This is a genomic window from Jiella endophytica (genome assembly GCF_004519335.1).
In the GTDB taxonomy this organism is placed as follows: domain Bacteria; phylum Pseudomonadota; class Alphaproteobacteria; order Rhizobiales; family Rhizobiaceae; genus Jiella; species Jiella endophytica.
In genome coordinates this window covers 20,755-30,893 of sequence record NZ_SOZD01000017.1, presented here as the reverse complement: position 1 = coordinate 30,893, position 10,139 = coordinate 20,755, and the positions used below count along the sequence as shown (strand labels likewise).

Sequence of the window (10,139 nt, the reverse complement as noted above, 5' to 3'; positions counted from 1 at the left end):
CCCAGACGACTGTTCGAGGTCGATGGATCGACGGAAGGGACACCAAGCTGAGGTCCGGGCTCTCTCGCCCGAGGATGAGACGGTGTCCCCTCCATCTCCGCACCATCAACAATACCAGATGATGCGACGCTGGAGTTACAAGGATGAGGGCGCGGGGGGTCGCCTTGCTTCAGGCCGAAATGCTTCCTCCGATGCGCCCGAGCACCGCGTCATCCATATTTGGCGCAGAATCCCCCAGCCGATACGCTGCCTTCACCCTTTCCGCCGCCCGCTGGAACCCTGCCTCGTCGCGGGCGTGAACCATCGCAAGCGGTTCTCCCGGCGAAAGCTTGCGGCCGATCTCGACGAGCGCCGTCAGGCCGACCGAATGGTCGATGGCATCCTCCGGCAGGCGCCGGCCGCCGCCGAGTTCGACCACCGCGAGCCCCAGTGCCTTGGCGTCGACGGCGGTGACGAAGCCAGCGGATTCGACGGCGACAGGCCGCAGGATCGGCGCCGTGGGCAGGTAGGCCTCCATCCGCTCGACGAAATCGGCCGGCCCACCGAGGGCCGCCACCATCTTCGCAAAGCGCTCGGCGGCAGCGCCCGTCTCGAGCGCGCGGCGGGCCATCACCAGCCCCACGTAGGTGGTCTCTGCAAGGCCTGACAGCGCCAGCAGCTCGGCGGCGAGGGCGAGGGTCACGGTGGTAAGCCGGCTATCACGATGCCGGCCGGTCAAGAAGTCGACGGCGTTCCGCACCTCGACGGCGTTGCCGGCAGCCGATGCCAGCGCCTCGTCCATGCGGGTGATCAGCGCGCCGGTCTTCAGCCCGGCGCCATTCGCCACCGCGACGAGATTTTCGGCGAGATCGCGCGCTGCGGCCTCCTCGGCCATGAAGGCGCCGGAACCGGTCTTGACGTCGAGGACCAGAGCGGAGAGCCCCTCGGCGAGCTTCTTCGACAGGATCGAGGCGACGATCAGCGGCACCGATTCCACCGTCGCGGTGACGTCCCGCACCCGGTAGAAGCGCCCATCGGCGGGGGCGAGCTTCGCCGTCTGGCCGACGATGGCGCAACCGACGCCCTCGACCGTTCGCCGAAACGTCTCGGGATCGGGGACGATCCGATAGCCGGGGATCGATTCCAGCTTGTCGAGCGTGCCGCCGGTATGGCCGAGGCCGCGGCCGGAGATCATCGGGACATAGGCGCCGCAGGCGGCCATGATCGGCGCCAGCATCAGGGAGACGTTGTCGCCGATGCCGCCGGTCGAATGCTTGTCGACCACCGGACCGTCGAGACCAGGCCAACCCATCACCTCGCCGGAATCGCGCATCGCCTCGGTCAGCGCCACTGTCTCGGCTCGGGACAGCCCGCGAAAGATCACCGCCATGGCGAAGGCGGCGATCTGCGCGTCACTGATACTGCCGTCGGCAAAGCCGCCGACGAAGGCCTTGATCTCTTCGGGGGCGAGGGTCCTTCCGTCGCGCTTTTTTGCGATGATTTCCTGGGGCAGCATCAGGCGCTGGTCCGAAATAGACGCGATGCATATCGCCGGTCGAAGACCTTCTTCCGGCCTGCTGCTTGTCCGGATTCACGCGTTTCGCCGCGTACCCCCCTCTGTCCTGCCGGACATCTCCCCCTCAAGGGGGGAGATCGATCTTGCTCGAACCTCGCTGAACGTCCTGCAAAACCGTGCGTGGCGCAAACGCCTGAAGAATGGCCGTCGACGGCAAAGCTTCCGATCTCCCCCCCTGAGGGGGAGATGCCCGGCAGGGCAGAGGGGGGTGCGCGGCCCGCGATGCCATCGCGACCTCTTCCAAAGGAGCGCGACTTCCGTCCCCGCGGGACGGTCCGGCCTGCACCAGCTTCCGCCGGAAATCCGCAAGTCGCGACGCCGCCGATCTCCCCCCTTGAGGGGGAGATGTCCGGCAGGACAGAGGGGGGTGCGCGGCACGCGACATCGTCGCTGTTCGAGGATGGCAGCGCTGAACCCCTCACTTCAATACCCCGCCAGTCCGCCCGGCCGTTCGGTTCCGGTGGCCACCGCGAGAATATCGGCGAGGACGCTGGAGGCGCCCAGCCGAAAGCGCTCCGGTGTCGGATAGTCGAGGCCGCAGATCGTCTCGGCAAGCCGCATGTAGCCGTCGGCGTCCTCGAAGGTCCTGATCCCCCCGGCCGGCTTGAAGCCGACGGTGGCGCCGGCCCGGCCGATCTCCTCGAGGAGGATCCGGGCGGAGGCCGGCGTCGCGTTGACCTCGACCTTGCCGGTGGAGGTCTTCAGGAAATCCGCTCCGCCGGACAGCGCCGCGTGGCAGGCCGTCCGGATCGCCCCTTCGTCAAAGAGCCGGCCGGTCTCGAGGATGGTCTTCAGTTTCGCATGACCGCAGCTCGCCTTGATGGTGCGCACCTGCGCCTCGACGAAGCCGGGATCGTCGGCGAGCCGCTCATAGGCGATCACGAGATCGATCTCGTCGGCGCCGTCGGAAACCGCTTTTCGGGTCTCGGCAAGCGTCGCGTCGACGTCGTCGCCGCCGCGCGGAAAGTTGACCACCGTCGCCACCTTGATGCGGGTCGACAATTCCCGCCGGGCGAAGCCGACGAAGTCCGGCCAAATGCAGATCGCCGCGACCGGGCCTTCCGGCGTCTCGGCCTTTTCGCAAAGGGCGGCGACGTCTGCCTCGGTGCAGATCTCGTTGAGATTGGTGAGGTCGAGCCGGGCGATCAGTTCGCCCGCCCGCCGTGCTTCCACTCCGTCAGTCATCAAACACGCCTTCTGCAAGCATCGTCTCAACGATGCGCGACAGTCGCGCGCCGCCCTTCGGCGCCATCGCCTTGGTCTCGGCATGGGAGAGTTCGCTGCCGGTCATGCCTGCGGCGAAATTGGTGATCACCGAGGCGGCGACCACCCTCAGGCCGAAAAACCGCGCCAGGATCGTCTCCGGCACCGTCGACATGCCGACCGCGTCGGCGCCGAGGGTCCGCGCCATGCGGATCTCCGCCGGCGTTTCGAAGGAGGGGCCGGAGAACCACATGTAGACCCCGGACGCGATCGGCTCGCCGAGGCTTTTTGCCGCCCTCGCCATGCCGGCGCGAAGGTCGGGGTCGTAGGCGGCCGTCATGCCGGTGAAGCGCGACTCGGAGACCTCGCCGATCAGCGGGTTCATGCCGGAAAAGGCGATGTGGTCCTCGATCGCCATCACCGCGCCGGGCGCCATGTCCTCGCGCACCGATCCAGCCGCATTGGTGAGGAGCAGCTTGCCGATACCGAGCCCTGCGATCGCCTCGATCACCGGGCGCATCGCCGCGGCATTGCCGCCCTCGTAGTAGTGCACACGGCCGGAGACGATGAGTACACGCTTCCCGCCGAGCCGGCCGGACACCACCTCGCCGGCGTGGCCGGAAACAGCGCTTTGCGGAAAGCCGGGGATCGCGGCAAAGGGCGCGCCGGCATCGACCGCGACCCTTTCGACGAGGTTGCCGAGGCCCGAGCCGAGGATCATCGCGACGGCCGGCCGCTCGGGAAAGAGCCTCTCCCGCAGATATCCTGCCGCCTCGCTCATCGTCCGTCGCCGGCCTCGGAGAGGGCATCGGTCGCAAAGGAGTGCGGCAGCAGATCGCCCATGGTCACCGTCTCGACGACGCCGGTGTCGACGTCGCAGAGATGCACCCTGGTCGAGGGGGTGGAAAACTCCGCCAGACGCTGGCGGCAGCCGCCGCAGGGCGAGCATGCCACGAGCTTTTCGGCAACCACCGCCACCTCGGCGATCCTGCGGCTACCGCCGGCCATGACCATATGGGCGATGGCGCTGGTCTCGGCGCACCAGCCTTCGGGAAAGCTGACGATCTCGATGTTGCAGCCGGAATGGACCTGCCCGTCCTCGGTGAGGATCGCCGCGCCGACGGGAAAGCGCGAATAGGGTGCATGGGCCTTCACCATCGCGGCTTTGGCGGTTTCGAAGAGGCTGTCGGTCACGGCCATCTATCGCTCCTTCACATATGGCACGCCGCCGGCCCGCGGCGGGGTGGCCTTGCCGACGAAGCCGGCGAGAAGCACCACGGTGAGGATGTAGGGCAGAGCCTGGACGAACTGCACCGAAACCTGGCCGACCAGCGGCAGGTCGACGCCCTGGACACGGATGGAGACGGCGTCGAGAAAGCCGAAGAGCAGGCAGGCGAACATCACCGGCACCGGCTTCCAGTTGGCGAAGATCAGCGCCGCCAGCGCGATGTAGCCCTTGCCGGCGGTCATGTCGCGGGTGAAGCCCGCCGCCTGTCCGGTCGAGAGATAGGCGCCGGCAAAGCCGCAGAGGACGCCGCAGATGATGACCGCCCGGTAGCGCAGCCAGGTGACGGAGATACCGGCCGTGTCGACCGCCGCGGGGTTCTCGCCAACGGCCCGCAGCCGCAGCCCGAAGCGGGTGCGAAACAGCACCCACCAGGTCAGCGGCACCATCAGGAAGGCGACGTAGACCAGCGGCGTCTGGCCGGAAAGGACGCCGGAATAGATCGGCCCGATCACCGGCACGTCGCGGATCGCCTCGGCGCCCGGCAGGTTCACCGCGGTAAAGCGGCCGCCGCCGAAGAGGCTGGGCGTCCTGCCGCCCTGGCCGAACCAGCTCTGGCCGAGGATGATCGTCAGCCCGGCGGCGATGAAGTTGATCGCGACGCCGGAGACGATCTGGTTGCCGCGATAGGTGATCGAGGCGACGCCGTGGACCAGCGAGAAGGCGATCGAGGCGAGGATGCCGACGCAGAGCCCGAGCACCACCGAGCCCCAGACCGCGGCCGCCGAGGCCGAGGCGAAGGCGGCGATCAGCATCTTGCCTTCCAGCGAGATGTCGAAGATGCCCGAACGCTCCGAATAGAGACCGGCGAGCGCCGCGAAGAGCAGCGGCGTCGACAGGCGGATGGTCGAATCGATGAGGTCGAGGAACGAGGAAAGATCCATCACCGTGCCTCCCCGACACTCTCGCCCGCCGGCTCCTCGGTCCGGAAGCGGACCCGTTGATAGGCCGCGCCGATGCCCGGCCGGAACATGTTTTCCAGCGCCCCGGCGAAGAGGATGACGAGGCCCTGGATGATGACGATCATGTCTCTGGAGATCGCCGGCATATCGAAGGCGAGCTCCGCCCCGCCCTGATAGAGCATGCCGAAGAGCACCGCGGCAGGGACGATGCCGGCCGGATGGCCGCGGCCCATCAGCGCGACGGCGATGCCGACGAAGCCGGCGCCCTGCGGGAAATCGATGGCGAGGCGGTACTGGTCGCCCATGATGGCGTTCAGCGCCATCATGCCGGCGAGCCCGCCAGAGATCATCATGGTGACGACGATCAGCCGCGTCTCCGACATGCCGGCATAGCGGGCCGCCCGCGGCGAGAAGCCGAGGGTGCGGATCTCGTAGCCGAGCTTCGTTCGCCAGATCAGCAGCCAGACGAGGAAGGCGGCGAGCAGCGCGACGAAGATCGAGACGTTCAGCGGCGCGCCGCCGAGATTGAAGCCGAAGAGGTCGAACAGGCCCTTCAGCTTCGGCAGCTGGCCGCCGGCATCGAAGGTGCGGGTTTCCGGGGCCATCGATCCGGCCGGTTTCAGGACGCCGACGAGGAGATAGACCATGAAGGCGGCGGCGATGAAGTTGAACATGATCGTCGTGATGACGATGTGGCTGCCGCGTCTGGCCTGCAGATAGGCGGGGATGAAGGCCCAGAGCGCCCCGAAGGCGAAGGAGAGGGCGATCGCCAGCGGCAGGTTCAGCCACCATGGCAGGATGGCGCCGAGGCCGAGCGCCACCACGGCGACGCCGAGCCCGCCGACATAGGCCTGGCCCTCGCCGCCGATGTTGAACAGCCCGCCATGAAAGGCGACGGCGACGGCAAGGCCGGTGAAGATGAAGTTCGTCGCATAATAGAGGGTGAAGCCGAATCCCTCCGCATATCCGAACGCGCCGCGCAGCATCAGCACGGCGGCCTGCAGCGGGCTCTCGCCGACCAGCAGCACGACGAGGCCGGCGACAAGGAAGGCGACGACGAGATTGACGAGCGGAATCAGCCCGTAGTCGATCCATCGCGGCAGTTTGGCATAGGGACGGCTCATCGGCTCGCCTGTCTGTGGATGAGGGTGTCGGGACGTTGCAGGGCGTGGGGGAGCATCAAAGCCTCGTCACCACGGGCTGGACCCGGGGTCCATTCCCAATCGGCGAAGCAGACGTCCCGTCACAACACCAAGCGCTCTCGCTGTTCTGCGACGAACAGGCTCGTTCGATGCGGAGGAATGGCTCCCGGCTCGAGGACCGGGATGGCGAAGCTTCCACGGCGGAGCGAGATGTCGTCTTCGGATCGGTCCGGGTCCTGCGGCCTTACCCCCCTCTGGCCTTTCGGCCATCTCCCCCGCAAGGGGGGAGATCACGCAGCTCTTTTCGCTCCGCCCTCTCATGAGTTTTCGAAGCGTGGGACAGCTCGAATGCGCCAGCCCCGAAATTGCACGGATGGCGCTGCCTCGCTGCAAGGCCGATCTCCCCCCTTGCGGGGGAGATGCCCGGCAGGGCAGAGGGGGGCGCGACGGGCGCTGTCCTTGCTCGCCGGACGTGACCCGTTGATGTCGCCCGACATCCAGGGCGCGTCGTCGGCGAGCAAATGCCAAAGGGCCGCGACGGTGACGGGGGGCCCGAGAATGACGACGCGTCGAGATCAGCGCCTCTGCTTGCCGCCCGGTGGCGCTTCGAACGTCCTTTGGATGGCAGTGCGGCGAACGGAGCGTGATTGCCGGCGTGATCATGTCAGATCGACCCGGCCGGCTTCGTCGAGCCGCCAGAAGGGATTGTGGGCTACCTCCCAGAGATGGCCGTCGGGATCGCGGAAATTGCCGGAATAGCCGCCCCAGAACGCCTTTTGCGGCGGCTTGACCGGCTTTGCCCCGGCCTCTCCGGCGCGGGCGTAAAAGGCGTCGACCGCCTCGGGGCTGTCGAAATTCACCGCCAGCGCCATCGAACCGGAGCCGGCGGCAAGCTCGCCCTCGCCGCCGTCGGCGGCCATTTCGGCGCGGTCCCACAACGACAGGACGATACCCTCGCCGGTCATGAAGGCGGTGGTCTCGACGCTTTGCGCGGACTTCTGCCATCCGAGCGCCTCGTAGAAGGCCACCGAGCGGGCGACGTCGTCGACACCGAGGGTGACGAGGGTGATCCGGGCGCTGTTCACTCGGCGGCTTCCTTCCCGTCGACGCCGGCCATCAAGAGGCCCAGTTCGCTCTCCGTGGCACCGGGACCGCGTTCGCCGGCGATCCTGCCGGCGAACATGACGAGGATGCGGTCGGACAAGGCGCGGATCTCATCGAGCTCCACCGAGACGAGGAGGATCGCCTTGCCGGCATCGCGCATCGCGACGATGCGCTTGTGGATGAACTCGATGGCGCCGACGTCGACGCCCCGGGTCGGCTGGCCGATCAGGAGCACGTCGGGGTCGCGCTCCATCTCTCTCGCGAGCACGATCTTCTGCTGGTTGCCGCCGGAGAAATTGGCGGTCTTCAGCCGGCAGTCGGCCGGCCGGATGTCGTAGGCGGCGATCTTCTCGGCGGCGTCCCGCCGCATCGCGTCGAGGTCGAGGAGCGGGCCCTTGCGGAAGCGCCCGTCGTCCTGATAGCCGAGGATCGAATTCTCGTTTTCCTCGAAGGGCAGAACGAGGCCCATGTGGTGGCGATCCTCCGGCACGTGGGCGCAGCCGATGCGGCGGATCTCGGCGGGGTCGGCCTCCTCGGTCGGGTCGATCTCGCGGCCGTTGAGGACGATGCGGCCGCTCTTCGCTTTGCGGATGCCGGACAGCGCCTCGAGCAACTCGCTCTGGCCGTTGCCCGCAACGCCGGCGATGCCGACGATCTCGCCGGCCCTGACGGCGAAGGAGACGTTGTCGACCATGGTGACGCCGCGGCCGTCCCTGACCGTCAGCCCGGTGACGCTCAACATCGGATCGGCGGGCCTCGCCGCGCCCTTGTCGACGGTGAGAAGCACCCGGCGGCCGACCATCAGCTCGGCGAGTTCGGCGACGGAGGTGTCCGCCGTGCGGCGCGTCGCCACCATCTCGCCTTGGCGCATCACCGAGACATTGTCGGTGATCGCCATGATCTCGCGCAGCTTGTGGGTGATCAGGATGATCGTCTTGCCCTCGGCGCGCAGCTCCTTCAGCACCGCGAAGAGATGGTCGGCCTCGGAGGGCGTCAGGACGCCGGTAGGCTCGTCGAGGATCAGGATGTCGGCGCCGCGATAGAGGCTCTTCAGGATCTCGACCCGCTGCTGCAGGCCGACGGGCAGATCCTCGATGATCGCGTCCGGATCGACGTCGAGGCCGTGGTCCGCCTCGAGCCGCTTCAGCTCGGCCCTGACGGTGGCGATGCCCGAGCGCAGAAGCGGCGAGCGCTCCGCCCCGAGCATGACGTTCTCGACGACGGTGAGATTGTGCACCAGCATGAAATGCTGGTGGACCATGCCGATGCCGGCGGCGATCGCGGTGTTCGGGTCGGTGATCTCGACCTTTCTCCCGCCGACGCGGATCTCGCCGCGATCGGCCTGGTAGAAGCCGTAGATGATCGACATCAGCGTTGACTTGCCGGCGCCGTTCTCGCCGACGATGCCGTGGATGGTGCCGCGCGCGACTTTCAGGTCGATGGACTTGTTGGCGCGCACGACGCCGAAGCTCTTGTCGATGCCGATCAGTTCGATCGCCGGTTCGGCCATGTGGGCTTCCATGGTTGTTTCAGCCACAGTAGTCAGCCAAACCTGTGAAGGCCATAGCCAACCGGCAACGGGCGGGGGAGGAGAAACGGATGGCAGAGAGCGACAGGGAGCGCCGGCCGGCGCGCGAGGCGCCGAGGACGCGATCGCAGTTCCGCCTGTTCAGGACATTGACGACGCGCTGGGCCGACAACGACATCTACGGCCACATGAACAATGTCGTCCACTATTCCCTGTTCGACAGCGCGGTGAACGGCTGGCTGATCGAGACCGGCCTGCTCGATCTTCAGTCTGGCGAAGAAATCGGACTCGTGGTCGAGACCGGTTGCCGCTACCATGGGGAAGTTGCCTTTCCCGACCCGGTGACAGCGGGGATCGGGATCAGCCGCCTCGGCCGCTCGTCGGTGCGCTACGAGATCGCGCTGTTTGGCGGCGAGGCACAGGCGGCGGCGGCGGAGGGCTTCTTCGTCCACGTCAACGTCGACAGGGCGACGCGGCGGCCCGTGGCGATCAGCGAGGCGAGGCGGCGGAAATTCGAGGAGATACTGCTATGAGCGAGACGAACGAAGGCACCGGGCCGCGGATCGAGGACCTCGAAGTCATGGTCTCGCACCAGGCGCGCACCATTGAGGAGCTTTCCGAGGAACTCACCCGCGCCTTCCGGATGATCGAGCGGCTGCAGCACCTGACCCAGGCGCTCGGCGAAAGGCTCGGCGCGGTGGAGGACGTCTTGCCGAAGCCGGAAGCCGCCAAGCCGCCGCACTACTGAGTCCGGCCGTCAACGCGGGATCACGCAAGCTGACGTCTCATTCCCGCAAGGTCAGCGCGCCGTCCTCGACCGAATAGCCGGCGAGCCGCTGCAGAAAGCTCATGCCGAGCAGCGACTGTGGCAGAGCGGCGTCGCGGATCACCATCGCCTCGACATTGCGCACCGAGACCGTGCCGACGGCGATCTCGCGGATCTCAGCCTTCGCGGCACGGGTGACGCCGTTCGCCGTCTGCACTGGGTAGACGAAGTCGCTCGCGGCGAGACGGATGCCGAGATTGCGGGCGGTGTCCTCGTCGAGGGCGACGGTGCTCGCTCCGGTGTCGACGATGACCGGGACGGAGCGGCCGTTCATCACCGCGTTCGCCCTGAAATGGCCGGAGCGGTCGCCGGGAATGCGGGTCTCTCGCATGAGGGCGGGGGCAGGGCGAACCGGTGCCGCGGCCTCGACCACCTTCGGCCCGGCATCGAGGCTTTCCGGCTGCGCCGACATGATCTCCGCCTGGTAGCGCTCGAACAGCGACGGCGCGGCGAGCGCCGCCACCGAAGCGAGCGCCAGGAAGATCAGGTGGTTCTGCATCATGCCGCGTTCCGCTCCTTGCCGCGCAACCGATTGTGAGCCTCGCATGCTATGGGTTGCGGCCGGGTAAAGGCTCTGCCGCGATCTTTCAGGAA

11 protein-coding genes are annotated in these 10,139 nt (G+C 67.5%); 2 read left to right on the top strand and 9 right to left on the bottom strand.

Annotated features, from left to right (window positions below):
• Nucleotides 1-169 precede the first annotated feature (169 nt).
• The 8 genes from deoA to E3C22_RS23925 form a co-directional block, all read right to left on the bottom strand.
• Nucleotides 170-1,495, bottom strand: a complete 1,326-nt coding sequence (gene deoA, locus E3C22_RS23970) for a thymidine phosphorylase (RefSeq protein WP_134764416.1) — start codon at nt 1,493-1,495, stop codon at nt 170-172.
• 483 nt (nt 1,496-1,978) lie between these two features.
• Nucleotides 1,979-2,740, bottom strand: coding sequence for a deoxyribose-phosphate aldolase (gene deoC, locus E3C22_RS23960; protein ID WP_134764415.1), 762 nt, complete (start codon nt 2,738-2,740; stop codon nt 1,979-1,981).
• A complete protein-coding gene (locus E3C22_RS23955) occupies nt 2,733-3,539 on the bottom strand; it encodes a purine-nucleoside phosphorylase (RefSeq protein WP_134764414.1) in 807 nt (268 codons plus the stop codon). The genes deoC and E3C22_RS23955 overlap by 8 nt, the downstream gene beginning before the upstream one ends.
• Complete coding sequence (locus E3C22_RS23950) at nt 3,536-3,952, bottom strand: cytidine deaminase (RefSeq protein WP_245515174.1); 417 nt, start codon at nt 3,950-3,952, stop codon at nt 3,536-3,538. The genes E3C22_RS23955 and E3C22_RS23950 overlap by 4 nt, the downstream gene beginning before the upstream one ends.
• A 6-nt stretch (nt 3,953-3,958) precedes the next feature.
• Entirely contained in the window at nt 3,959-4,927 is a 969-nt protein-coding gene (locus E3C22_RS23945; RefSeq protein WP_134764412.1) for an ABC transporter permease, read from the bottom strand.
• Complete coding sequence (locus E3C22_RS23940) at nt 4,927-6,069, bottom strand: ABC transporter permease (RefSeq protein WP_134764411.1); 1,143 nt, start codon at nt 6,067-6,069, stop codon at nt 4,927-4,929. Before E3C22_RS23940 ends, E3C22_RS23945 begins: the two co-directional genes overlap by 1 nt.
• Before the next feature lie 677 nt (nt 6,070-6,746).
• Entirely contained in the window at nt 6,747-7,172 is a 426-nt protein-coding gene (locus tag E3C22_RS23930) for a VOC family protein (RefSeq protein ID WP_134764410.1), read from the bottom strand.
• On the bottom strand, nt 7,169-8,701 hold the full coding sequence (locus E3C22_RS23925) for an ABC transporter ATP-binding protein (RefSeq protein WP_134764419.1): 1,533 nt from the start codon (nt 8,699-8,701) through the stop codon (nt 7,169-7,171). The genes E3C22_RS23930 and E3C22_RS23925 overlap by 4 nt, the downstream gene beginning before the upstream one ends.
• A gap of 89 nt (nt 8,702-8,790) precedes the next feature.
• On the opposite strand from E3C22_RS23925, the gene E3C22_RS23920 reads away from it, so the two are divergent.
• A complete protein-coding gene (locus E3C22_RS23920) occupies nt 8,791-9,252 on the top strand; it encodes an acyl-CoA thioesterase (RefSeq protein ID WP_134764409.1) in 462 nt (153 codons plus the stop codon).
• On the top strand, nt 9,249-9,467 hold the full coding sequence (locus E3C22_RS23915; RefSeq protein WP_134764408.1) for a SlyX family protein: 219 nt from the start codon (nt 9,249-9,251) through the stop codon (nt 9,465-9,467). Before E3C22_RS23920 ends, E3C22_RS23915 begins: the two co-directional genes overlap by 4 nt.
• 37 nt (nt 9,468-9,504) lie before the next feature.
• Here the strand turns inward: E3C22_RS23915 and E3C22_RS23910 are convergent, their stop codons facing one another.
• Complete coding sequence (locus tag E3C22_RS23910; RefSeq protein WP_167591891.1) at nt 9,505-10,047, bottom strand: retropepsin-like aspartic protease family protein; 543 nt, start codon at nt 10,045-10,047, stop codon at nt 9,505-9,507.
• Nucleotides 10,048-10,139 lie beyond the last annotated feature (92 nt).

What these genes read in the sequence shown, in the direction of transcription:
- deoA (WP_134764416.1), bottom strand. Translation starts at nt 1,495, where the DNA reads ATGCTGCCCCAGGAAATCATCGCAAAAAAGCGCGACGGAAGGACCCTC.
- deoC (WP_134764415.1), bottom strand. Translation starts at nt 2,740, where the DNA reads ATGACTGACGGAGTGGAAGCACGGCGGGCGGGCGAACTGATCGCCCGG.
- E3C22_RS23955 (WP_134764414.1), bottom strand. Translation starts at nt 3,539, where the DNA reads ATGAGCGAGGCGGCAGGATATCTGCGGGAGAGGCTCTTTCCCGAGCGG.
- E3C22_RS23945 (WP_134764412.1), bottom strand. Translation starts at nt 4,927, where the DNA reads ATGGATCTTTCCTCGTTCCTCGACCTCATCGATTCGACCATCCGCCTG.
- E3C22_RS23940 (WP_134764411.1), bottom strand. Translation starts at nt 6,069, where the DNA reads ATGAGCCGTCCCTATGCCAAACTGCCGCGATGGATCGACTACGGGCTG.
- E3C22_RS23925 (WP_134764419.1), bottom strand. Translation starts at nt 8,701, where the DNA reads ATGGCCGAACCGGCGATCGAACTGATCGGCATCGACAAGAGCTTCGGC.
- E3C22_RS23920 (WP_134764409.1), top strand. Translation starts at nt 8,791, where the DNA reads ATGGCAGAGAGCGACAGGGAGCGCCGGCCGGCGCGCGAGGCGCCGAGG.
- E3C22_RS23915 (WP_134764408.1), top strand. Translation starts at nt 9,249, where the DNA reads ATGAGCGAGACGAACGAAGGCACCGGGCCGCGGATCGAGGACCTCGAA.
- E3C22_RS23910 (WP_167591891.1), bottom strand. Translation starts at nt 10,047, where the DNA reads ATGATGCAGAACCACCTGATCTTCCTGGCGCTCGCTTCGGTGGCGGCG.